Origin of the sequence: Mesorhizobium sp. M6A.T.Cr.TU.016.01.1.1 (assembly GCF_003952585.1) — a bacterium.
GTDB lineage: Bacteria > Pseudomonadota > Alphaproteobacteria > Rhizobiales > Rhizobiaceae > Mesorhizobium > Mesorhizobium mediterraneum.
In genome coordinates, this window is sequence record NZ_CP034452.1 from 2,630,162 (window position 1) to 2,653,536 (window position 23,375).

Below are 23,375 nucleotides of genomic sequence, written 5' to 3' on the forward strand. Positions count from 1 at the left end.
TCAGCTTTCAGGTAGGGGAAAAGGATGGGCGAGCAACAGCGCGCGGCCGCTGCCCAGCGCGATTTCGAGCCGGCCCTTGACCTCGTTGGAAATGGTCAGCGATGAGCCGAACGCGACCTCGACGTGGTTCAGCGGCCATTTGGCGCCGGTAACGGTCAAGCCGGAAAGGTCGGAGAAGCCGAGGATCGAAAACAGCGTGCTGTCGGCGTAGTCGAAGCCGGTCTTTCCGGGAAGCAAGGGGATGCCTTCCTGGGCGCCGCTGGTCAAAAGCACCTCTATGCCTGCCTCGGCCAGCCGGATGCTGAGCGCGAGGTGCAGGAAGGCGTGGTCGGTGCGCTTGCCGCCGAACGCGCCGGCGAGCACGAGCCCGGTCGCGCCGCGTTCGAGCGCAGCGGCGATAGCCAGCTCGCCGTCGGTCTTGTCCTTTTCTGCCGGAAACACCTGGCGGGGCACGGCGGCCAGATCGTCCGGCAAGTCCGCCGGCACCGAATCGAAGTCGCCGACCCAGAGTTCCGGCGTCAGCTCCAGCGTCCGGGCATGGCCGATGCCAGCGTCGGCGGCGATGACACGGGAGCCTTCGACCTGGCGGTCGACCAGCGGCGTGCGGATAAGATCGCCGCCAAGCAGGATGGTGAATTTGCTCATATGCGTGGCCCTTACCAGCCCTGCTTGCGAAACGGAAGGCCGCGCTCCAGATGCCCTGCAAACTTCAGCTTGCGCAGCACTTCGGCCGGGCCTATGTGTCGAAACGCTCTAACGGGGTGCTGGACGTGATCTTCGCGGACCAGCTGAGAGGCAACCATGCCAACCCGCTGAACCTGATCCGGTTTGTACCGGCGGAGGGATTAGACGTTTCGGACAGCCCGACGCCTCAATTCCTTTCAATGTGAACGAAGGAGGCGCCGATGCGCACGTTTTCATACTCTCTTGTTTCGGCAATGCTGCTTGCCGCGTCCGTTCTCGGCACCGGGCCAGCATCCGCGCAGGAGAAACTCACCGTCTATACCTATGAGAGCTTCACCGCCGACTGGGGTCCAGGCCCCGCGGTCAAGAAGGCCTTCGAGGCGGAATGCGGCTGCACTCTCGATTTCGTTGCGGTCGCCGACGGCGTCGCGCTGCTCAATCGCGTCAGATTGGAAGGGGCCGCGACCAAGGCCGACATCGTGCTCGGCCTCGATACCAATCTGACGGTGGAAGCCAAGGCTACCGGCCTGTTTTCGCCGCATGGCCCGGTATCGGACGTCAAGGTGCCGGGCGGCTGGAGCGACGATATTTTTGTGCCGTTCGACTATGGCTATTTCGCCGTCGTCTACGACACCGAAAAGCTGAAGACCCCGCCGAAGAGCCTGAAGGAATTGGTCGAGGGCGATGCCGATGAGAAGATCGTCATCCAGGATCCGCGCACCTCGACGCCCGGTCTCGGCCTGCTGTTGTGGGTGAGATCGGTCTATGGCGACAAGGCGCCGGAAGCCTGGGCCAAGCTCAGGGCAAAGGTGCTCACCGTGACGCCGGGCTGGAGCGAGGCCTATGGCCTGTTCACCAAGGGCGAGGCGCCGATGGTGCTGTCCTACACCACGTCGCCGGCCTATCACATGGTCGCCGAAAACACCGAACGCTATCAGGCGGCGTCCTTCGAGGAGGGCGAGTACCTGCAGATCGAGGTTGCCGGCATCACCACGACTGGTGCGAAGAACCCGCTGGCGGAAAAGTTCCTGGCCTTCATGACCGGTCCGAAATTCCAGAACGTCATTCCCGAGACCAACTGGATGTTTCCTGCCGGCAAGACCGACAAGCCGCTCAACCCAGCCTTCGACAAGCTCGTCAAGCCGACCAAGGCCTTGCTGTTCAGCCCCGAAGAGGTCGCCGCCAACCGCAAGGCCTGGGTCGACGAATGGCTGGCGGTGATGAGCAAGTAGCTTCTGATTGACGATGATCACTCTACGGCGCCCCCCTCTGTCCTGCCGGACATCTCCCCCACTTGGGGGGAGATCGGCCATCATGCCGGCTTTCGCCAATCTCCGACATTGCCGGAATGAGCGGAGCGCTGAACCTGCCAATCTCCCCCCTCGTGGGGGAGATGTCCGGCAGGACAGAGGGGGGCGCGAAGGAACGCAATCCTCGCTAAGAATCTCGAATCTGGTGGTCTAGCGTGCAACGCGCGCCATCATCGGATTCCCGCGTCACAGCTGGCATTCTCGCGCTTGCGGCAATAGCACTTTTGATCGGTGGAGCGTTCGCCGGGCTCATCGTCGAAGGCGCCCGCGACCCGTCCGGCGCCGCGTCGGCCTTCGACCCCTATCTCTTCCGCGTTGTCCGTTTCACCTTATGGCAAGCGCTTCTGTCGACACTGCTGTCCGTCCTGCCGGCGCTGCTCGTTGCGCGGGCGCTGTCGCGGCATCCGTGGTTCTTTGGCCGCGGCCTGATCCTGCAGCTCTTCGCCGTGCCGCTGGCGCTGCCGGCCATCGTCGCCGCGCTCGGCATTCTGGCCCTCTATGGCCGTGCCGGCTATTTCGCCGGCCTGCTCAGCGCGATTGGCGGTCAGGGTTGGCCAGGCATATACGGCCTGTCCGGCATTCTCGTCGCCCATGTCTTCTTCAATCTGCCGCTGGCCACGCGGCTGTTCCTTGAAGCGCTGGGGACAGTGCCGGCCGACCAGTGGCGGCTGGCGAGCCAGCTCGGCATGGGCGCCAGACCGGCCTTCCGGCTGATCGAATGGCCGACGTTGCGCGCGGCATTGCCGGGCGTCGCCGGGCTTGTCTTCATGCTCTGCATTACGTCCTTTACCATCGTGCTCACGCTGGGCGGCGGGCCGCGCGCGACGACGCTGGAGGTCGCCATCTACCAGGCACTGCGTTTCGATTTCGATCCTGCCCGCGCGGTGACGCTGACACTGTTGCAGATCGCGCTGACCTTCGTCGTGGTGCTGGCATTGATGCGGCTCGGCGCCAACACTGTCGGCGACGCCAACCTGCCGGTGGCGCCGCGCCGGTATCTTTCGCCCGGCATCGCCGAGACCGTGCTGAACGCCGCATTGATCGTTGTCGCTTTGCTGTTCGTCGCCGGGCCGATGGCGGCCACGGTGATGTCGGGCCTTGGCGCCGATCTCGGCCGGCTGGCGGGCGAGAGCGCGGTGCGGCAAGCGACGCTGACCAGCGCCATGCTCGCCTTGCTGGCGGCGCTGCTTTCGGTGGGGCTGTCGCTGTCGCTCGTCATGGCACGACGGGCGCTGACCTTGCCCCGTCGCGTCGGCGCCAAGACGCTGCTCGAACACGCCACCGATACCGGCGCCGGCTTCGTTCTCGTCGTGCCGCCCATCGTCATCGGCGCCGGCTGGTTTCTGCTCCTGCGCACCGTCAGCGACATCTTCGCCATCGCCCCTGTCATGGTCGTCGCCGTCAATGCGGTGATGGCGATGCCGTTTGCCATCCGCGCCATTCGTCCCGGCTATGATGCGGCTAGCGAACGCCACGAGCGGCTCTGTTTGCTGCTTGGCATCTCGGGCTGGAGCCGGTTCCGTCTGGTTGACTGGCCGTCGCTGCGGCGGCCGCTCGCCACCGGTTTCGCCTTTGCCATGGCACTGTCGCTCGGCGATCTCGGCGTCATCGCCCTGTTCGGCAGCGATTCCCTACAGACACTGCCTTATCTCTTGCTGGCGCGCATGGGCAGCTACCGCACGTTGGATGCCGCAGGCCTAGCGCTGCTGCTCGGCCTGGTCTGTCTTGCGCTTGTGCTGGCCGCGGACTGGCTGGGGCGGGGAGAAAAATCATGATGCTCAACAGCGCTGAAAACGGCACGGCCGTGCGGCTGGAAAAGGTTTCGTTCAGCTATGGTGAAGCGCCGTTTTTGTTCGATGTCGAGTTCGCCGCCTCGAAGATCACCGCGATCATGGGGCCGAGCGGCTCGGGAAAGTCGACGCTGCTCAATCTGGTGGCCGGCTTCGAGACGCCGCGATCGGGCCGCGTGCTGATCGGCGGCGCCGATGTCGGCGCCAAACCGCCTTCGGCGCGGCCCGTGTCGATGGTGTTCCAGGAAAATAATCTCTTTGCCCACCTTTCGGTCGAACGAAATGTCGGCCTCGGCCGCTCGCCGTCACTCAGGCTGACCGAGGCCGACCATGTCGCAATCACGGGGGCAGTCAAGCGCGTCGGCCTTGCCGGAAAGGAACAGCGCCTGCCGCGCGAACTCTCCGGTGGCGAGCGGCAGCGTGTCGCGCTCGCCCGCGTCCTGGTGCGCGACCGGCCGGTGCTTTTGCTCGATGAGCCGTTCGCCTCGCTCGGGCCGGCCTTGCGCGATGACATGCTCGATCTGGTAGCCGGCGTCCATGCGGAGCGGCGCATGACGGTGCTGTTCGTCACGCATCAGCCGGAAGACGCCCACCGTATCAGCCAGGACTTGGTGTTCCTGGACAATGGCACGGTTGCCGCGACGGGGACTGTCGCCGATTTTTTTACCAAGGCTGGACCGGTAGCCTTCCGGCGCTATCTCGGTGCAGGTCCGTTTGGCCAGGGATCACGAGATGTTGCCCGGAAGCGGACATAATTTACGGCCAAACCGGCTTCACGCGACGTGGCGTTTGCTTGCCTTGGTCAAAGTAGTGTGGCTAGGTCCTCCGATACTGGTCCGGCACAGGCTGTGATTTGCCACTACGGTGCAGCGCGTGCTCGTGGGCGCGAAGGACGCTGTGGCAGTTTGATTTTTGCGCATGATCCTTTCTGAAAATCGATGCCCGATTTTCGGGGTCATGTGCCGAGACCCGAAAGGAAGCTGTTCTGCCGACCGGCACCGACAGAGTGAGAAGGAAACCGCTGGCGCGCTTCCTCGCGCTGGCCGGCTTTGCCATGGCGCTGGCAAGCTGCCAGATGTTCACGCCTCCGGACGTTCAGGAATCCGGCTTCCAGCCTTCCAGCAAACCGATCACGGTCGACAATGTCGCCGCTAACAGCAAGCTCGCCGAAATGGCGAAGGCGCAGCATCCGCGTATCCTCGCCACCTATGGCGGTGAATATTCCGATCCCAAGCTCGAGCGCATGGTCGCCAAGGTCGTCGGCCGCCTGACCGTGGTGTCGGCCAACCCGACCCAGACCTACCGCATCACCATCCTCAATTCGCCCAACGTCAACGCTTTCGCATTGCCGGGCGGCTATCTCTACATCACGCGCGGCCTGTTGGCGCTGGCCAACGATTCGGCCGAGCTCGCCGCGGTGATCGCGCATGAGATGGGCCACGTCACTGCCAACCATGGCTTGCAGCGCCAGCAGCTTGAGGCCGAGGAGGGGTTTGCTACGAAGGTCGTCTCGGATGTGCTCGGCGACAGCCCGACCGCCAAGGCGGCACTGATCCGCGGCAAGCTGCGGCTTGCCCAGTTCTCGCGCAATCAGGAGCTGGAGGCCGACGGCATCGGCATCAAGTCGATCGGCGAGGCGGGCTTCGATCCCTTTGCCGCCGGCCGCTTCCTGCAGTCCATGTCGGCCTACACCGATTTCCGCTCGATCAGCGGCGCCACCGACGCCAGCCTCGACTTCCTGGCGACGCACCCCAACACGCCGCAGCGCATCGATCTGGCGCAGCGCCATGCCCGCCAGTTCGGCGCGCCTGGCGTCGGGACGCGCGACCGTGACCCCTTCCTCGCCGGTATAGACGGCCTGCTCTATGGCGACACGCCGGAGGAAGGCTATGTGCGTGGCGAAACCTTCCTGCATCCGGGGCTCGGCGTGTCATTCTCGGTGCCCGGCGGCTTCATCATCGACAACTCGGCCGCGGCGGTGACGGCAACCGGGCCGGGCGACATAGCGATCCGCTTCGACGGCGTTTCGATCGACAAGAGCCGCCCGCTGACCGACTACATCCGCAGCGGTTGGGTGGCTGGTCTCGACGAAAGCAGCGTGCGCCAGGAAACGATCAACGGCAACGAGGCGGCGACGGCGCATGCCAGCGCCGAGGGCTGGCAGTTCGACATCGCGGTGATCCGCGCCGGCGGTCAGGTCTACCGGCTGTTGACGGCAGCCCCCTCCGCCAGCACCTCGCTGGACGCCGTGGCGCGCTCGGTCAGCGGCTCGTTCCGTATCTTGAGCGCGGCCGAGAAAGCGGCGCTGAAGCCGCTGCATATCCGCGTCGTCACGGTGCAGCCCGGACAGACCATGGGCTCGCTCGCCGCGCAGATGGTCGGCGTCGACCGCAAGCTCGACCTGTTCAGGGTGCTCAATGCGATGTCGCCCGGTGCAGCCGTTTCGGCCGGCGATAAAGTCAAGATCATCACCGACAGGTAGGGTGTGTCGATATTCAGGTGATGCCGGCCTGCAAACGGCAGTTTCCTGCGCTTCCGGTGCTCACGTACTTTGAGTACGCTCCGCTCCGGTTCTCGGAAACCACCGTTTTCGGCTCGGCCTAACCTGAATCTCGACACACCCTAGGCGGCTGTCGCCAGAAACTCGGGGTTTTGCTTCACCAGCGCTATCTTGAGCTTTTCCATGGCGCGTGCCTCGATCTGGCGGACGCGCTCCTTGGAGATGCCGAGCGCCTCGCCGAGCGCTTCGAGCGTCGCGCCCTCGTCGCTCAGCCGGCGCTCCTCGATGATCCTGAGCTCGCGGGCGTTGAGCGCGCCGAGCGCCGTTTTCAGCCAGACAGAGCGGCGTTCGACATCGATCGTGTCACCCACGACCTCGTCCGGCAGAGGATCGTCAGAAACCAGGAAATCCATCCGCTCGGTGGCGCCCGCATCGTCGGCGAGCGGCTGGTTGAGTGAGCTGTCCGGTGCCGAAAGGCGGGAATCCATCATCGCCACGTCGGCCTCGGAGACGCCGAGCGCCACCGACACCTCGCGATAGAGCGAGGTATTCGAGATCGGCTCGGCGCCGTTTGCCAAGCGGGCGCGCAGGCGCCGCAGATTAAAGAACAACGCCTTTTGCGCCGAACTGGTGCCGCCACGCACGATCGACCAGTTGCGCAGGATGTAGTCCTGCATCGAGGCGCGGATCCACCATGTCGCATAGGTCGAAAACCGTACCTCGCGCTCCGGTTCGAAGCGGGCCGCTGCCTCCAGCAGGCCAACATGGCCTTCCTGGACCAGGTCGCCGAGCGGCAGGCCATAGTGGCGGAACTTCGAGGCCATGGAAATGACCAGCCGCATATGTGCCATGGCGATTTGGTGCAGCGCCTGCTGGTCGTTGTCTTCCTTCCAGCGCAGCGCGAGAAGATGCTCCTCGTCGCGCTCGAGATAGGGGGCTTTCATCGCCGCGCGGACCATGGTTCGCCCTGCCGTATCTTCCATCATGCCACGCTCCCTGTTCCGGGCGTTGTGGTGCGACCCTAAGCTGGCATCGTGGTTGAATTGGCGACGCCGCGCCCTACAACAGCCAAGAACGTGCCACGCGGGTGAATGGTTCCGCCGCTGAGGTCGCGTGGATTGCACTGTCCGAAAGCTCGTTGCGGCGGTCGCTACGCGGTCGGTTGGCGTGACTCGATGTGGGCTTGAGAATTGGATTTCGAAATCATATCATTTTTGAAATCTTATTCCTTATTTTGCGAGCCTGCATCTGTCAGTTTCCGGCGCTCACAAATGCGCCGGACACCGGCCAAGGACGGGATCACAGAAAAATGAAATGGCTCAAATCGCTTATCGTCGCCGCAACATTGCAGGTTCTGGCCGTCACATCAGGCCATGCCGGCGCCAATCTCGATCAGATCAAGCAGGCCGGTGTCTTCAAGGTCGGCACGGAAGGCACCTATGCCCCCTTCACCTATCATGATGCCTCGGGTGCGTTGGTCGGCTTCGACGTCGAGATCGCCCAGGCGATCGCCAAGCGCCTCGGCGTCAAGGCCGAATTCCTCGAAGGCAAATGGGACGGGCTGATCGCTGGCCTAGACGCCAAGCGTTATGACGCAGTCATCAACCAGGTCGGCATCACCGAGGCGCGCAAGGCCAAGTATGATTTCTCCGATCCCTACATCGCTTCCAAGGCGGTGCTGATCGTGCGCGGCGACAATACCGACATCAAGAGCTTTGCCGACCTTAGGGGTAAGAAGGCAGCGCAGTCGCTGACCTCGAATTTCGGCAAGCTCGCCGAAACGAACGGCGCCGAGCTCGTCGGCACCGACGGTTTCGACCAGTCGATCCAGCTGCTTCTTACCGGCCGCGCCGACGCCACCATCAACGACAGCCTGTCCTTCCTCGATTTCAAGAAGCACAAGCCCGACGCCGATGTGAAGATCGCCGCGCAGGAAGAAAACGCCGACTATTCCGGCGTCATCGTGCGCAAGGGCGATCCGGAACTGGTCGCCGCCATCAATCAGGCGTTGGCCGACATCAAGGCCGACGGGACCTACCAGAAAATCGCCGACACCTATTTCGGCCAGGACGTTTCGAAGTAAGCGCATTTCACGGAGCGGGCCGGGTTTGCCGGCCCGCATGGCAAGTATCGCGGCGAGCCGTCTTTGACGGCCGCCGCTTTTCGCGTGATATGACGATCGTATGGTCGCGCCTCGATGCTGCCGGGCCGGTCTTTGGGCGGCAATCTCGCAAGGAGGGTTTTCGTGCCGCACTGGCTGCAATTGATGCTGGACTCGTTGCCCACGCTGCTATGGGCCGCGCTGATCTTCACCGTCCCGCTGACGCTGCTGTCGTTCGCATTCGGCCTCTTCGTCGGACTGGTCGCGGCGCTGGTCCGGCTGTTCGGCCCGAAGCCGCTGGTCGCGGTGGTTCGCTTCTACGTCTGGATCTTCCGTGGCACGCCACTTCTGGTGCAGCTCTTCCTGATCTTCTACGGACTGCCTTCGGTCGGCATCCTGCTCGACGCTTTTTCAGCCGCGTTGATCGGCTTCACGCTCAACATCGGCGCCTATACGTCGGAAATCATCCGCGCCGTCATAGGCTCGGTGCCGAAGGGGCAGTGGGAGGCGGCCTATTCGATCGGCATGACCTGGAGCCAGGCGATGCGGCGCACCATACTGCCGCAAGCCGGCCGCGTCGCGGTGCCGCCGCTATCCAACACCTTCATCTCGCTGGTCAAGGATACATCGCTGGCCGCCGCCATCACCGTGCCGGAGATGTTCCAGGCGGCGCAGCGCATCGTCGCCACCACCTATGAGCCGCTGATCCTCTATATCGAGGCGGCGGCTCTCTATCTGGCGCTGAGCTCCGTGCTGTCGGCATTGCAGACGCGCTTGGAAAAGCGGCTCAACCGCTATGGCGGCTTCCTGGAGGCGCGCTCATGATCGGCCTCACCGACATCGAGAAGCGCTTTGGCGACAACCTCGTGCTGAAGGGCGTGACCGTCACCATCGAGGAAGGCAGCGTCACCGCCCTTGTCGGTCCCTCGGGCGGCGGGAAAAGCACGCTGCTGCGCTGCATCAACCTGCTCGAGATCCCGACTTCGGGCACGGTGCGCATCGGCGACGACGCGCTCGAATTCCACCCGGGCGGCAAAGTTCCCGGCAGGGCCATCCAGCGCCTGCGGTTGCAGACGGGCATGGTGTTCCAGAATTTCCAGCTGTTTCCGCACCGCACGGCGATCGAAAATGTCATGGAGGGGCTGGTGACGGTGCTGAAATGGCCGACGGCGAGGGCGCGCGAGCGGGCGCTCGCTCTGCTCGAAAAGGTCGGCATGGTGGACAAGGCCGATGCCTGGCCGGCGACGCTGTCAGGCGGCCAGCAGCAACGCGTGGCGATCGCCCGGGCGCTGGCGCCGTCGCCGAAGGTGCTGCTGTGCGACGAGCCGACCTCGGCGCTCGACCCGGAATTGGCGCAGGAAGTGGTCGACGTGCTCAGCCAGCTCGCCCGCGAGGGCACCACGATGGTGATGGCGACGCATGATCTGCGCCTCGCCTCCAAGATCGCGCAGGAGGTGGTGTTCCTCGACGCCGGCGCCATCGTCGAGAAAGGCCCCGCCGCTGTTCTGTTCAGCAATCCGGAGCGCCAGCGAACCAAGCGGTTCATCGCGACGCTGAAGCAGGAGGCAGAGAAGGAAGGCGGCGGCGAAGATTAATGCATGTTGCCCCAAAAGGGCGTAGCGGTTTTGGCATAACGACATGCAAAAAACAAAAAACCCGGCGCGAGGCCGGGTTTTTCTGAATTCTAAGGCGAAAGCGCTCAGGCAGCTTCTTCCTGCTCGGCTTCTTCGTTGTCGGCCTTGGCGCCGCGCTTCGGACCCTTGTTGAGGTTCACCTCGATGAGGCGCACCGCTTCGGTTTCCGACATGCGGTTGACGGCCGCGATCTCTCGCGCCATGCGGTCGAGTGCCGCCTCATAAAGCTGGCGCTCGGAATAGGACTGCTCCGGCTGGTTGTCGGCGCGGTAGAGGTCGCGCACCACTTCCGAGATCGAGATCAGGTCGCCGGAATTGATCTTCGCGTCATATTCCTGGGCGCGGCGCGACCACATGGTGCGCTTGACGCGGGCGCGGCCCTGCACAACTTTCAGCGCGCGATCGACATAATCTTCTTCCGACAGCTTGCGCATGCCGATGGAGGTCGCCTTCGCAACCGGCACCTTCAGGCGCATCTTGTCCTTCTGGAAGTCGATGACAAACAGTTCCAGCTTGTGGCCCGCAACTTCCTGCTCGTCGATCGAGACGATCTGGCCGACGCCATGCGCCGGATAGACGATGTACTCGCCGGTCCTAAAACCGTGACGCGCTGCGCTGGACTTCTTCTGCGGGGTGATAGTTGCCATTACGCCATGAACTCCTTGGTGTGGTACCGGCATTCTGCCGGCCGAACTCGCGCGATCGGGTAACCGATCGTTAGCCGCGCAACGATGAACCCACCGGAAAAGCCGAGGCCGGCAAACCGCATAATTGCGATCGCCTGCCCCAGATCACTCTGGTCCGGATTGAGAAATTCACCTTTCAGTGATTTGGGGCGTTTGCGCCATAAATCGACGTTGTGTCACCGGCATGTTTGGTTGATGTAGCACAAAAAGTCGGAAGAATCAAGGTTTTGCTGCACGCGCGAAGGCCATGCGCCATCGCCGCCTGTCAAGGCGGTTAATGTGCCGTGCCTATTACGCGGCGTTATGCTGGCTGACTCAGCGGTCTTGTCAGTCGCCTTCGCCGGGCTCGGCGGAGAAATATTTCTCGAACTTGCCGGCCTCGCCATCGAAGGATTTGGCGTCGGCCGGCGGCTCCTTCTTGGCGGTGATGTTGGGCCATTTATCAGCATATTCGGTGTTGATCTGCAGCCATTTGTCGAGACCCGGCTCGGTGTCCGGCTTGATCGCGTCGGCCGGGCATTCCGGTTCGCAGACGCCACAGTCGATGCACTCGTCGGGATGGATGACGAGCATGTTCTCGCCTTCGTAGAAACAGTCGACCGGACAGACCTCGATGCAGTCCATGTATTTGCATTTTATGCAATTGTCGGTCACGACATAGGTCATCAGTCGGCTCCGGGACGTCCCGTTTTTGTTGGGCTTTTTTGGTCAGGTAACGCCTTTACCCGCTGCTTGCAAGGGCAGCCATTGCCGCGCGACACCGATGTTCCGGAATGGAATTCCAGAGGGGCGATGCGGCTAAGCCCGGTTATGCGTCAGTCGTCGTCGAACAACCGGTCGGTATCCCGGCGTTCCTTCTTGGTCGGGCGGCCGCTGCCGGCATCGCGCAGCGCGGGAATCGCATCCGGAACGGCCTCGCCTTTTGGCACCGGCGGTGGCGACACATCCTCGTAAAGCAGGCGCGCTTCCTCGGCCGGGCCGCGCCGGCTCCCCGTGCCGAGCACCTTCCAGACGAAGATGCGCCGCTCAAGAGTGATGGTCAGGACGTCGCCGACCCGAACCATATCGGAGGCCTGCGCTGCTTTGTCGCGATGGATGCGGACGCGTCCGGCCACCACCAGCTTCGCGGCCAGCGATCGCGATTTCACCGCACGCGAAAAGAACAGCCATTTGTCGATGCGCTGGCGGGCATCAGTGACCATCGGAGCGAGCGGGGCTTACTTCTTCAGCTGGTCGCGCAACGCGGCGAGCTTGGCGAATGGAGAATCCGGGTCGAAGCGCACAGGACGCTCCTCGCGAGGCTTAGGCTGGAACGCGGGCTTTCCACCTGGCGCGCCACCCTTGCCGTCCTGCCTGCCGCCCTTCCAGTCAGGCCGGCTTTCGCGACGATCGGAACGCTCGCCCTGCGGCTTGCCGTCGCGCCGCTCTCCCGCCTCGCCCTGGGGCTTGGGCTTGAATTTGCTGCGGTCGAAGCGCGGCTTGCCGGCGCCATCGCGGCGTCCCTCATGGGTGGGCCGGCCGCCAGGAGCGCCGGTCGGTTGTCCGCTGGTGGCATCTGCCGGCGCGTCGCCACGGCCGTCGCGCGCGGCTTGCCCGTTGCGCGGGCGATTGTCCCGTGAATTGTCACGGGGCCGGTTGTCATGGTGGCGGTGGCGCGGGCGCTGGTCAAAGCGGCCCTGCCGCCACAACAGAATGGGTTTTGGTTCCTCGGCCTCTGCTGGAACCTCTGGAGCGGCCTCGCCGGTGGCGACTTCCGCCGCCGCGGCGGGTTCCGCCGACACTGCTTCCGTTGCAGGCGAGGCTTCGGAAGCCGGCTCTGCCGGTGCGACCTCAACCTCGGCGGCTTCGGCTTCTGCCTCTGGCTGAGCCGCTGATACCGCAGGCATTTCAGCTGCGGCTTCGGCTGGAGACAGCTCCTCTTCCGTGACCTCAGCCGGAGTTTCCGGCTGAGCTTCTGCGACAGGTTCCGCTTTGGTCGCGGGTTCCGCGGTAACTTCGGCTGTGGCCTCTGCCACGGCAGCCGCTTCCGACTCCGAACTCTCGGCCGGCGCGTCGGCGGCTGTGTCCGCAATCGCAGCTTCCGCTGCCTTGGCCTGCTCGGCTTGTTCTTGCGCCGCCTGCTTGGCCGCGGCGGCTTCACGCGCGGCATTGTCCTGTGCCTCGAGCCGCGCCCTCACTTCGACAGCTGGCTTCGGCTCGGCCCGGTAGCCGAGTCCTTTCAAAATCTCTTCCATGTCGTCGGCCGTGGCGCCGAGGATCGACATCATCGGCGGCGTCACCATGAAGGACTGACCGTCATAAGCGCCGTCGGGGCGCTGACCGAGGCCCGGTTTCCAGTTGGTTGCGGGCCGGATCAGGTCGGCCAACCGCTCGAGGATGTCGACGCGCACCGCGCGACGGCCGAGATTGCGGTAGCCGGCCAGCTTGTAGAAGGTCTTGTCGAAGGTGGGGTCAATGACCACCGAGGTGCGGCCGGAGGCCAGCGCGTGAACCACGTCGCCAAAGCCGGGCTTGTCCTTGCCGTCGTTCCTCAGTGCCCATAACAGCGTCACCAGTCCAGCCGGGGCCGGCTTGATCAGCGCAGGCACGAAGACGTGGTAGGCGCCGAAGCGCACGCCGAGCCGGCGAAGGGCGGCGCGGCCTTCCTGGTCGAGCGACTTCATCTCCTCGGCGATGTCGCGGCGGTTGATGAGGCCGAAATGCTCGACGAGCTGGAAGGCGATGCCGCGGCCGATGCCGGTGATCTGCTCGGCGTTTTTGAGGTCGACCAGCGGCTTCAGCAAGGACTCGATCTGAAAATTGACGAAGCGCTCGGCGCGCGCCGCGACCTTGTCGCGGGCTGGACCGGTGAGCTGCTCGTCGGCAAGCAGCACAAGGCGCGGCTTCAACGGCTCGTCGCCTGCGACCAGCGTGCCGATCGGCGCGCCGATCCAGCGCAGCGTGCCGTCGGAGCCGAGCGCGATGTCGCCGTTGGCCGAGGCGCCGAAGCGCTCGGCCCGCGCCTCGAACTCGGCTGCAAGCGCTTTCTGGGCTGCCGTGCGCACCGCCTTGGCGTCTTCGCCGCCGGCGCTCTGGTCGGCGGTGAAGCGGAACCCCTGCAGCTCGCCGACATGGTGGCCTTCGACGAGGACGGTTCCGGTTGGGCTAATTTCGGCTTCAGGCATGGTATTTTCTCTAAGGCGCCGCATGAGGACGGAAGTCCTGCGGTCTACGAAGCGTTTCGTCAACCGCTCATGCAGCGCATCCGACAATCTGTCTTCGATTTCGCGCGTCTTTTCCTGCCAGTGTGCCTGATCGGCCAGCCAGCCGGGCCGGTTGGAGACGAAAGTCCAGGTGCGGATCTGGGCAATCCGGTGCGACAGCGTGTCGATGTCGCCCTCGGTGGTGTCGGCACGGCGGACCTGCTCTGCCATGTAATTCTCGTCGACATGGCCATGCCTGGCAAGGTCCGTGTAGATCGAGGCGATCAGGTCGGCATGCTGGGCCGGCGCGATCTTCCTGTAGTCGGGGAGGGCACAGGCCTCCCACAGCAGCGCCACGCGCCTGGCGTCGGTGGCAAGCGCCCGGATGTCCTCGTCGCGGGACAAATGCTCGAGCGCCTGTGCATCCACTGCCGGCAGCGCACGGGTCAGGCCTTCGACCGGTGCGTTGGTCTCGATGGAGCGCTTCAGCGCATCGAGGCTGGCGAAATCGAAATGCGCGGTGCGCCATTGCAGCACCTTCACCGGGTCGAACTCATGCCCTTCGATCTTCTTGACCAGATCTTCGTCGAGCGGATCGACCTGGCCGGTGACGCCGAAGGTGCCGTCGCGCAAGTGCCGGCCAGCGCGGCCGGCGATCTGGCCGAGCTCGGCCGCCGTCAGGTTGCGATACTGGTAGCCATCGAATTTACGGTTCTGGGCGAAGGCGACATGATCGAGATCGAGGTTTAGGCCCATGCCGATCGCATCGGTGGCGATCAGGTAATCGACATCACCTGACTGGAACAGCGCCACCTGCGCGTTGCGAGTGCGCGGCGATAGCGCGCCGAGCACGACGGCCGCACCGCCCTGCTGGCGGCGGATCAGTTCGGCGATGGCATAGACCTCGTCGGCGGAAAAGGCGACGATCGCCGTGCGCCGCGGCAGGCGGGTCAGCTTCTTCGAGCCGGCATAGGCGAGATGCGACAGCCGTGGCCGAGTCACCACCGACACGCCCTTCAGCAGACGCTGGAGGATGCCGTGCATGGTGGCCGCGCCCAGCAGCAGCGTCTCCTGGCGGCCGCGCAGATGCAGGATGCGGTCGGTGAAGATGTGGCCGCGCTCGAGATCGCCGGCCAGCTGCACCTCGTCGATGGCGACGAAGGCGGCGTCGGTCTGGCGCGGCATAGCTTCCACCGTGCAGACCGAATATCTGGCGCCGTCGGGCTGGATCTTCTCCTCGCCGGTGATGAGCGCCACCTTGTGAGCGCCGACCTTCTCGCAGACGCGTGTATAAACCTCGCGGGCGAGCAGCCTGAGCGGCAGGCCGATAATGCCGCTTTCATGCGCCACCATGCGCTCGATGGCGAGATGGGTCTTACCGGTATTGGTCGGCCCGAGCACGGCAGTCACGTCGCGGCCCGACAGGATCAGCGGCTCAGTGTGTTTCGACTGGATGTTCATCGACCTGGAAATAAGGCTCTCTGCCTCGCGTTGTCGGGAGCGCGCCCCATGGTGGCGCGTGTGACAAGCGACACATAGGGATTTCGGGCGCGAAGCGAAAGCGGAATGTTCCAACGGCAGCTCGAAGGCTCCCGTCTGGTGTTGTCAACCGGTCCTGATTTAACAGTTGGAACGAGTCTGGAACGAATCAGCTACGAATCGCTGACTCTTGCTGATTCAGGTTTTGTTCACGGCTATATCTGGGTTTTTTGCCGGCGAGTCTCACCACATGCTGAATCGCTGAACTGGCCCGATTCATGCAGGGCGGACGTCGTCGTTAACATTTGCCGGTGAACGATCGGCGCAGGCCGGCAGGCGTCACCCAACATTATGAAATTATTGATCTTTCCTAACGCGCCTTAACGGTTCGAGGGGTGTTTTCAGCCTTTGTCGTTAACCTTCCGGTCAAAGCCGGAACGAAACGGCGACGAATCAGCGCTGGCGGAAGTTTCCCCGTTTGTTCACCCCAACATGTTGTGTCGTGAACAGGTTTTCCACCGAGAATCCACAGGCGGGAACAGGGTTTTGCACAGGGCTGCGCGACCGCCGTTAACCTTTGCGTGCCGCTTCGGCACAAATCGGCCTCCCGCAATCGGTCGGCAGCAGTCGTTGCAGGACCAGACTCGGCCACCCGCTGAGCGGCAGGTTCAAGATACGTCCTCTCCCACGACATAGCGCTGCAAAGTAGGGCCGATGTTCTGGATGATCTCGTCGTGGGACAGGGCGACGACGGGCGGAAGCCGCAGCAGGTATCGGCACATCGCCAAACCCAGCAACTGGCTCGAAACGAGCCCCGCCCGTCGGCCGGCGTCGGCGGGGTCGGCGGGGTCGGCGACCGCCGCGACCACCGGCCTCACCTGGTTGCCAAATACGTCGCGCAACTTTTCGGCAGCGAATTCGTTCGACGTCGCCGAACGCAGCAGAATGGCCATGCCAGGACCGCTGGCCGGGCTCTCCCAGATTTCGAGAAAACGCCTGATCAACGTTTCGCCGACGGCGTTTCGGTCGAGCACCCGCAGTGCCGGCAATTGCAAGTCGATTACCGCCGCCCTAGCGAACAACTCGTCCTTGCTGCGGAAATAGCGGATCACCATGGCCGGATCGATCGAGGCATGCGCGGCGACGTCGCGGATGGAGGCGCCGTCGTAGCCGTGCTCGGCGAACAGAAGCCTCGCGGCCTTAAGGATTTGGGCGCGCGTGCGGTCCGACTTGCTGGGTTTCTTCGGCTGATTCTCGGTCATGAAAATTCATATGCCAACGACCGTTGACAAATGCAATAGGTCCAACTAGAAAGTCAACGATCGTTGACAAATGGAGAGAGAAATGTTGCCCGATACAACAGAAGTCCTGATCATTGGCGCCGGCCCGACCGGCATGGCGCTGTCCATCGTGCTGCACCAGGCCGGTGTCGATCATGTTCTGATCGACAGACTGGCGCAGGGGCTTCAGACCTCGCGGGCTGGCGTCATCCACGCCCAGACGCTGGAATCGCTGGAGCCTCTCGGCGTCACACAGCGGTTGAGCGAACTTGCGCTGAAGCTGCAGAATTTTGCTATTCGCGACCGCAATCGGGCGCTGCTCAAGCTCGATTTCGGCAAGCTTCCGTCAAGGCATCCCTATTTGACGATGCTGCCTCAGAACCTGACCGAGCAAGTGTTCGCCGAACGGATTGCCGCCCTGGGCGGCGTGATTCACCGCATGGTCGAGGCTAAGGCGGTCGTTCAGGACGTTGATGGCGCGCGTGTGACGGTGGTCGAGAACGGCCGCGAGAAACTAATATCGGCGCGCTATGTCGTTGGTGCCGACGGCATGAACAGCCTGGTGCGCAGCTCGACCGGCCTCAGTTCGACGGCGCGGCCTATGACGCTTCGTTCGTACTCGCCGATGTTCGTCTCGACTGGCCGGTTGGGCCGACCGAAGTGTCGCTGTTCTTTGCACCAGCCGGGCTGGTGGTGGTGGCACCGCTTCCGGACGGATCATACCGGGTCGTCGCAGCCATGGATGATGCGCCGGAAAAGCCCGAGGTCGCCGACATCCAGGCGCTGTTCGACAGCCGGGGGCCGACCAAAGACGGAACCCGGGTGCTCGACCTGTCGTGGAGCTCGCGTTTTCGCGTGCATCACCGCTTGGTCCGGTCGTACCGCAAGGACCGGTTGTTTCTGATGGGTGATGCCGCGCACGTGCACAGCCCGGCGGGAGGGCAAGGCATGAACACTGGCATCATCGACGCGGTCGTGCTTGGCCAGTTGCTTGGCGACGTGGTGAATGGCGCGCGCCCGGAAGCCGAACTCGACCTCTACGAGACGCTGCGGCGCCCGGCGGCCCAAGAGGTGCTTGAACTGGCGGGCACGATGACAAACATGGCGCTTACCCGCAGTCCGGTGAAGCGGTTCGTCCGCAATCTCGTGCTTTCGGCACTGGACCTCAATCCATTCCTGAAGCGTCGCATCGCCTTGAAATTGTCAGGCCTCAGCCGGGCGCCGCTTGCCCGCCTGCCGGCACCTTCGCGCGAGCCAGGTCCGATCGCCCAGACCAAGCCTGCAGCCGAACCAGGGCTGAAGCTTGTCGCCTGACAGCGTCACGGGCGTGTATGCCCGTACCGGGCTGGCTCAGTTATCGGCGAGGGGCTGACGCCTCAGGCGATGTACTGACCGCCATTGGCGGTTAGGGTTGAGCCGGTGATGAAGCCGGCATCGTCGGAAGCGAGAAAGACGACGCAGCGTGCGATCTCTTCCGGTTCGCCGAGGCGGCCGACCGGGATCTGCGGAATGACGCGCTCGTTGAGCACCTTCTCATCCATCGCCCTGACCATCTCGGTGGCGATGTAGCCGGGACAGATGACATTGACGGTGATGCCGGCCCGCGCCCCTTCTTGGGCGAGCGCCTTAGTGAAGCCGATGTCGCCGGCCTTTGACGCCGAATAGTTGACCTGGCCGGTCTGGCCCTTCTGGCCGTTGATCGAGGAGATCGTGATGACGCGGCCGAACTTGCGGTCGCGCATGCCGCCCCACAGCGGGTGCGTCATGTTGAAGACGCCCGACAGGTTGGTGTCGATGACCTCTTTCCACTGCTCGCGCGTCATCTTGTGGAACATGGCGTCGCGGGTGATGCCGGCATTGTTGACCAGCACGGAAACCGGGCCGAGATCGGCCTCGATCCGCTTGATGCCGGCGGCGCAGGCATCGTAGTCGGCGACCGACCATTTGTAGACCGGGATGCCGGTCATCGCGTTGAATTTCTGCGCCGCTTCGTCATTGCCGGCGTAATTCGCGGCAACCTTGTAGCCGGCGTTTTTCAGGCCGATCGAAATCGCGGCGCCAATACCGCGCGACCCGCCGGTGACGAGTGCTACCTTTGTCATGCTGTCCTCCCCTTTTCAATTCGTGAGCGGCGGGCGGGATCGCTCTGACGGCGATTGAGCCCCGTTCGCCAGCGACTATTTCATGGCTTGCCTGGTGTATGAACCCCCAAAATCGAATTCGATTTTTCGGAAAGGATTCTGCGCAAGCTCAAAGTGCTACAGCGTCTTTTGCGCGCCCCAAGGGATGCACGGCGCTGTAGTCTGTCTTCACAGCGCCTCCACGCACATGGCAACGCCCATGCCGCCGCCGATGCACAGCGTGGCGAGGCCTTTCCTGGCACTTCTGCGGCGCATCTCGTAGACCAGCGTGTTGAAGACACGGGCCCCCGAGGCGCCGACCGGATGGCCGATGGCGATGGCGCCGCCATTGACGTTGACGATGGACGGGTCCCAGCCCATGTCCTTGTTGACGGCGCAGGCTTGCGCGGCGAAGGCCTCGTTGGCTTCGACCAGGTCGAGATCGCCGACCGACCAGCCGGCCTTGGCCAGCGCCTTGCGCGAGGCGGGGATAGGCCCGGTGCCCATGATTTGCGGGTCGACGCCCGCGGTTGCCCAGGAAACGATGCGCACCAGCGGCGTGATGCCGCGCTTTGCGGCTTCGGCTTCGGTCATCAGCACCACGGCAGCGGCGCCATCGTTGATGCCAGAAGCATTGGCGGCGGTCACGGTGCCTTCCTTGTCGAAGGCGGGCTTGAGCTTGGTCATCGCCTCGATCGTGGCGCCGTGGCGGATGTACTCGTCCTGGTCGACAATGGTGTCGCCCTTCTTGCCCTTGACGGTGAAGGCGACGATCTCGTCCTTGAATTTTCCGGCCTTCTGGGCGGCCTCGGCCTTGTTCTGCGAGCCGACGGCGAATGTGTCCTGGTCGTCGCGGGTAATCTGGAACTGCCGGGCAACGTTCTCCGCCGTATTGCCCATGTGGTAGCCGTAGAAGGCGTCGGTCAGGCCGTCCTTGATCATGGTGTCGATCAGCTTGAAGTCGCCCATCTTGACGCCGCTGCGCAGGTGCTGCGCATGCGGCGCCATCGACATCGATTCCTGACCGCCGGCGACGATGATTTTTGCATCTCCTATAGCGATCTGCTGCATGCCAAGCGCGATGGCGCGCAGGCCCGAGCCGCAGAGCTGATTAAGGCCCCAGGCGGTCGCTTCCTGCGGCACGCCGGCCGCCATCGCCGCCTGCCGTGCCGGGTTTTGGCCTTGAGCCGCGGTCAGGATCTGGCCGAGGATCACCTCATCGACCTCCTTGCCGTCGACGCCGGCACGGGCGAGCGCTTCCTTGACGGCGACGGCGCCCAGTTCGTGGGCCGGTGTGTTGGCAAAGGCGCCGTTGAAGGAACCGACGGGCGTGCGCGCCGCACTGGCGACGACAATGGCATTGGAAGCGGACATGTTCTTTCTCCAGACTTCAGGGGTCGAATTTGGGGTGCGGTTAGGGACTTTTCTTGCCCTTTCCGTGACCCAAGTCAAACCGGAAATGGGCATGCCGCCCATGCGCGGCAAGCAGGTTGCGCATCGCCATGGAAACAGCCCGCCCGTTGCTGCGCAGCATATTTAGGCTGCCGTGCAGCATTAATCGATCCCGCACTGCACAAACCACTTGGAATTGTGACGCTTTTGCGCATATCCTTGAAAAGCGCAATCGTTACCGGCCGCTTACTCAAGTGCGCCGGTGTCCCGGGAGGATACTGATGGCCGCGAAAGACGAACCGATTATCATCAAGAAATATGCCAATCGCCGCCTCTACAACACCGGCACCAGCACTTATGTGACGCTCGAGGATCTTGCCGACATGGTCAAGAAGGGCGAGGAGTTCACCGTCCAGGACGCCAAAACCGGCGACGACATTACCCATCCTGTGCTGACCCAGATCATCTTCGAGCTGGAGAACAAGGATGGGCAGAACATGCTGCCGATCCCGTTCCTGCGCCAGTTGATCGCCTTTTACGGCGACCAGATGCAGATGATCGTGCCGAGCTTCCTCGAGCAGTCGATGATCGCCTTCTCAAAGGAGCAAGAACGCTTCCGCGAGCAGATGAAGGGTGCCTTGGGCAAGTCGCCGCTGGACATGATGAAGATCGCCACGCCGATCAAGGCGCTGGAAGAGCAGACGCGCCGCAACATGGAGATGTTCCAGAATGCCATGCGCCTGTTCACGCCCTTCCCACCCGCAGGCTCGAATGGCTCTTCCGCGGCGCCGGCAGAGCCGGCCAGGAAAGAAGCATCGGAAAAACCCGATGACCTTCAGGAGTTGAAGGAACAGATCGCCGCCATGCAGCGCAAGCTCGACACCATGTCGTGAACGCCGGCCGGACAAGGTCCGGCCGAAACCATCCTCTGTAGCCCTTGTCAGAACATCTCCGCCTCGAATGAGGCAGAGATGCCAGCCGGCCCACGCTATTTCGTCGTCACGGTCACCAGGGCGGTAACGGGTTTGCCGTCCACAAGGATGGGCTTGTGATGATCATCGGCAAGCAGGATGCCGATCACGTGCTTGCCGTCGGCATCCGGGCAATGGCCGAAACGAGCCTTGATAAGATCGCCGCCAAAGTCGCTGTTCATGCTGTTGTATGGCCTGCCGGGGATGTTGCAGGTGTCTCCGTCGGGATCGATCTTCATATGCACGTGGCCGCAGTGGCTGTTGTCGCCGCATTCGCCCGCAGGGAGCAGCGTGAAGTTGCTCCTGACGATGACGCCTATCGCCTTCTCGGCATCGTTGCCGAGCTCGATGACCGAACCGGCCGCCGGCCAAGCGATTTCCAGGGTGGGCCGATCTTCGGCCTTGGCAGACACGAGCGACAATAAGGAGAAAGCGAGGGCAGTCGTTGTGATGATGCGAAGCATGGTAACCTCCGTTGGGGTGTAATCACTGATTACATATGAATCGCTCAGGCGCAAGAAAATAATCAGTGATTACATTTTGACCTCGTGTTACTGGGAAGGCATGACCTACACCACGGATTCCGGCGAAGCCGCCAACCCCAAGCGCTATCATCACGGCAATCTGGTCGAGGCCTTGATCACTGCAACCGTGGAGATCATCGAGGAGCGCGGCGCAGAGCATGTGTCTGTGCGCGAGGCCGCAAAGCGTGCCGGCGTTTCGCCCGGCGCGCCATTCCGGCATTTTCGGTCGAAAACAGCATTGCTGACCGCGGTCGCCGAACAGGCGATGAACCGGCTGACCGAGGCCGTTGGCGATGCACAGTCAAAAGTCGACAGCGCAGATCCCATTGCGGTCTTCGAAGCAATCGGACAAGGCTATCTGGAATGGGCGATCAGCAATCCCACGCACTTCCAGATCATCAGCTCCCGAACGCTGATTGATTTCCACGCCTCTGATAGTCTTCGTGATCAGAATGAAGCCATTCGCCGGAAAATGATCGACCTGCTGACCCAAGCGCAACAACAGGGTCGGCTTGCTCCGGATACCGACTTCGATCATCTGGTGCTTGCCGCACGTGCCTTTGTCTATGGGTTGGCGCGCATGGCGATTGATGGCCATTTTCCGGAGTGGCATCCGTCCGAGCCGCCGTCCCTCGCCGTGCGGAGGACTCTCCATCTTTTCATGAGCCAGATGACAATTTCATCCAAAACGCAATCTTAGGAGCACCCTGAAGTGGCCCCCCGGGATCGCTGACGAAACTGTTTTCACAGGGCCTGTCAGGCGCACAACTTCGACAGAAGCCGGCCTCTTCATGACAAAAATTTCATGTCATCGCCAATCCGTGCCGCTGTTCTTGCGCCGCACGAGACATATATGCTGCACTGCAATATGCATCCGTTAGCACCGTACTGAAGGATTTCGCCTTGCCCAGCAGAAAAACCGCCATCGTCACCGGTTCCACCTCGGGCATTGGCCTGGCCATCGCCCATGCGCTCGCGGCGGAAGGCTGCAGCGTCGTCGTCAATTCCTTTTCCGACACGGCCGACGACCAGGCCATCACCGATGCGATCGCCAAACATCACGGAGTGAAGACCGTCTACGTCAAGGCAGACATGTCCAAGCCGGCCGAATGCCGGGCGCTGGTTGCGAAGGCAGCCGAGACATTCGGTTCCGTCGACATATTGGTCAACAATGCCGGCATCCAGCATGTCGCGCCGGTGGAAGAATTTCCGATCGAGAAGTGGGATGCCATCATCGCCATCAATTTGTCGTCGGCCTTCCACACCATCGCCGCCGCCATCCCGCTGATGAGAGAAGCCGGCGGCGGCAGGATCGTCAACATCGCCTCGGCCCACGGGCTGGTCGCCTCGCCGTTCAAGTCGGCCTATGTCTCGGCCAAGCACGGCATCATGGGGCTGACCAAGACGGTCGCTTTGGAGCTGGCGCGCGACAAGATCACCTGCAACGCCATCTGCCCCGGCTATGTGCTGACGCCGCTGGTCGAGGCGCAGATCCCCGACCAGATGAAGGCGAACAAGATGGACCGCGACACGGTGGTCCGCGAGGTCATGCTCGAAAAGCAGCCGACCAAGGAATTCGTCACGGTCGAGCAGGTTGCCGCTGCCGCGGTGTTCCTGTGCTCGGATGCGGCAGCGCAGATCAACGGCACGCATATCTCGGTCGACGGCGGCTGGACCGCCCAGTGAATTGGGAGCGCAAAACAAGTCTGACCGACAAATCAA

22 protein-coding genes, 1 pseudogene and 1 riboswitch are annotated in these 23,375 nt (G+C 63.1%); of the genes and pseudogenes, 13 read left to right on the plus strand and 10 right to left on the minus strand.

From position 1 onward, the window contains the following. Positions 1-645 (minus strand): thiamine diphosphokinase, encoded by a 645-nt coding sequence (locus EJ075_RS12585; protein ID WP_126104554.1) that lies wholly within the window; start codon positions 643-645, stop codon positions 1-3. A 102-nt stretch (positions 646-747) separates the two neighbouring features. After that, positions 748-862, plus strand: a riboswitch (TPP riboswitch). A gap of 43 nt (positions 863-905) precedes the next feature. Between EJ075_RS12585 and thiB the strand changes: the two genes are divergently transcribed. From thiB to EJ075_RS12605, 4 genes are all read left to right on the plus strand, one after another. Beyond that, positions 906-1,916: a thiamine ABC transporter substrate binding subunit gene (gene thiB, locus EJ075_RS12590; RefSeq protein ID WP_126104555.1), complete on the plus strand. Its 1,011-nt coding sequence runs from the start codon at positions 906-908 to the stop codon at positions 1,914-1,916. A gap of 233 nt (positions 1,917-2,149) precedes the next feature. Further along, positions 2,150-3,769 (plus strand): thiamine/thiamine pyrophosphate ABC transporter permease, encoded by a 1,620-nt coding sequence (thiP, locus tag EJ075_RS12595; RefSeq protein WP_126104556.1) that lies wholly within the window; start codon positions 2,150-2,152, stop codon positions 3,767-3,769. Continuing rightward, positions 3,766-4,539: a thiamine ABC transporter ATP-binding protein gene (gene thiQ / locus EJ075_RS12600; protein ID WP_126104557.1), complete on the plus strand. Its 774-nt coding sequence runs from the start codon at positions 3,766-3,768 to the stop codon at positions 4,537-4,539. The genes thiP and thiQ overlap by 4 nt, the downstream gene beginning before the upstream one ends. A gap of 299 nt (positions 4,540-4,838) precedes the next feature. After that, on the plus strand, positions 4,839-6,266 hold the full coding sequence (locus tag EJ075_RS12605; protein ID WP_164547277.1) for a M48 family metalloprotease: 1,428 nt from the start codon (positions 4,839-4,841) through the stop codon (positions 6,264-6,266). A gap of 140 nt (positions 6,267-6,406) precedes the next feature. Here EJ075_RS12605 and EJ075_RS12610 read toward each other — a convergent pair whose 3' ends face one another. Beyond that, positions 6,407-7,270, minus strand: coding sequence for an RNA polymerase factor sigma-32 (locus EJ075_RS12610; RefSeq protein WP_095487366.1), 864 nt, complete (start codon positions 7,268-7,270; stop codon positions 6,407-6,409). A 323-nt stretch (positions 7,271-7,593) separates the two neighbouring features. Between EJ075_RS12610 and EJ075_RS12615 the strand changes: the two genes are divergently transcribed. The 3 genes from EJ075_RS12615 (at position 7,594) to EJ075_RS12625 (ending at position 9,980) form a co-directional block, all read left to right on the plus strand. Further along, complete coding sequence (locus EJ075_RS12615) at positions 7,594-8,367, plus strand: amino acid ABC transporter substrate-binding protein (RefSeq protein ID WP_095487677.1); 774 nt, start codon at positions 7,594-7,596, stop codon at positions 8,365-8,367. A gap of 162 nt (positions 8,368-8,529) precedes the next feature. Continuing rightward, positions 8,530-9,210: an amino acid ABC transporter permease gene (locus EJ075_RS12620; RefSeq protein ID WP_029348816.1), complete on the plus strand. Its 681-nt coding sequence runs from the start codon at positions 8,530-8,532 to the stop codon at positions 9,208-9,210. Beyond that, a complete protein-coding gene (locus tag EJ075_RS12625) occupies positions 9,207-9,980 on the plus strand; it encodes an amino acid ABC transporter ATP-binding protein (RefSeq protein WP_126104558.1) in 774 nt (257 codons plus the stop codon). Before EJ075_RS12620 ends, EJ075_RS12625 begins: the two co-directional genes overlap by 4 nt. 104 nt (positions 9,981-10,084) lie before the next feature. Here the strand turns inward: EJ075_RS12625 and EJ075_RS12630 are convergent, their stop codons facing one another. The 5 genes from EJ075_RS12630 to EJ075_RS12650 all read right to left on the minus strand — a co-directional run bounded on the left by EJ075_RS12630 (position 10,085) and on the right by EJ075_RS12650 (position 16,628). Beyond that, positions 10,085-10,666, minus strand: coding sequence for a CarD family transcriptional regulator (locus tag EJ075_RS12630; protein WP_126104559.1), 582 nt, complete (start codon positions 10,664-10,666; stop codon positions 10,085-10,087). Positions 10,667-11,032: 366 nt separating this feature from the next. Beyond that, positions 11,033-11,371, minus strand: a complete 339-nt coding sequence (gene fdxA, locus EJ075_RS12635) for a ferredoxin FdxA (RefSeq protein WP_095487362.1) — start codon at positions 11,369-11,371, stop codon at positions 11,033-11,035. A 149-nt stretch (positions 11,372-11,520) separates the two neighbouring features. After that, positions 11,521-11,907: an RNA-binding S4 domain-containing protein gene (locus EJ075_RS12640; protein ID WP_126104560.1), complete on the minus strand. Its 387-nt coding sequence runs from the start codon at positions 11,905-11,907 to the stop codon at positions 11,521-11,523. Between the two features lie 15 nt (positions 11,908-11,922). Beyond that, positions 11,923-15,348: a helicase-related protein gene (locus EJ075_RS12645; protein ID WP_126104561.1), complete on the minus strand. Its 3,426-nt coding sequence runs from the start codon at positions 15,346-15,348 to the stop codon at positions 11,923-11,925. A gap of 686 nt (positions 15,349-16,034) precedes the next feature. After that, positions 16,035-16,628 (minus strand): TetR family transcriptional regulator, encoded by a 594-nt coding sequence (locus EJ075_RS12650; RefSeq protein WP_095487356.1) that lies wholly within the window; start codon positions 16,626-16,628, stop codon positions 16,035-16,037. Positions 16,629-16,761: 133 nt separating this feature from the next. Here EJ075_RS12650 and EJ075_RS33945 point away from each other — a divergent pair. Next, positions 16,762-17,211, plus strand: a pseudogene (locus tag EJ075_RS33945) (FAD-dependent monooxygenase); the annotation flags it as partial. A gap of 173 nt (positions 17,212-17,384) precedes the next feature. Further along, positions 17,385-17,960, plus strand: coding sequence for an FAD-dependent monooxygenase (locus tag EJ075_RS33950; RefSeq protein WP_348627371.1), 576 nt, complete (start codon positions 17,385-17,387; stop codon positions 17,958-17,960). Positions 17,961-18,022: 62 nt separating this feature from the next. Here EJ075_RS33950 and phbB read toward each other — a convergent pair whose 3' ends face one another. Together phbB and EJ075_RS12665 are read right to left on the minus strand one after the other, a co-directional pair. Further along, positions 18,023-18,748, minus strand: a complete 726-nt coding sequence (phbB, locus tag EJ075_RS12660) for an acetoacetyl-CoA reductase (RefSeq protein ID WP_126104562.1) — start codon at positions 18,746-18,748, stop codon at positions 18,023-18,025. A gap of 207 nt (positions 18,749-18,955) precedes the next feature. After that, positions 18,956-20,140: an acetyl-CoA C-acetyltransferase gene (locus EJ075_RS12665; RefSeq protein WP_126104563.1), complete on the minus strand. Its 1,185-nt coding sequence runs from the start codon at positions 20,138-20,140 to the stop codon at positions 18,956-18,958. Here EJ075_RS12665 and EJ075_RS33105 point away from each other — a divergent pair. After that, positions 20,139-20,306, plus strand: a complete 168-nt coding sequence (locus EJ075_RS33105; RefSeq protein ID WP_164547090.1) for a hypothetical protein — start codon at positions 20,139-20,141, stop codon at positions 20,304-20,306. The genes EJ075_RS12665 and EJ075_RS33105 overlap by 2 nt on opposite strands. A gap of 133 nt (positions 20,307-20,439) precedes the next feature. Further along, a complete protein-coding gene (phaR, locus tag EJ075_RS12670; RefSeq protein WP_126104564.1) occupies positions 20,440-21,051 on the plus strand; it encodes a polyhydroxyalkanoate synthesis repressor PhaR in 612 nt (203 codons plus the stop codon). Positions 21,052-21,146: 95 nt separating this feature from the next. Here phaR and EJ075_RS12675 read toward each other — a convergent pair whose 3' ends face one another. After that, positions 21,147-21,647, minus strand: coding sequence for a hypothetical protein (locus EJ075_RS12675; RefSeq protein ID WP_245458144.1), 501 nt, complete (start codon positions 21,645-21,647; stop codon positions 21,147-21,149). A 46-nt stretch (positions 21,648-21,693) separates the two neighbouring features. On the opposite strand from EJ075_RS12675, the gene EJ075_RS12680 reads away from it, so the two are divergent. Both EJ075_RS12680 and EJ075_RS12685 read left to right on the plus strand, forming a co-directional pair. Further along, positions 21,694-22,353: a TetR/AcrR family transcriptional regulator gene (locus tag EJ075_RS12680; protein ID WP_126104565.1), complete on the plus strand. Its 660-nt coding sequence runs from the start codon at positions 21,694-21,696 to the stop codon at positions 22,351-22,353. A 203-nt stretch (positions 22,354-22,556) separates the two neighbouring features. After that, positions 22,557-23,339 carry a 3-hydroxybutyrate dehydrogenase gene (locus tag EJ075_RS12685; protein WP_126104566.1) on the plus strand — a complete coding sequence of 261 codons (783 nt, stop codon included), beginning with the start codon at positions 22,557-22,559 and terminating at the stop codon, positions 23,337-23,339. Positions 23,340-23,375: the final 36 nt, after the last annotated feature.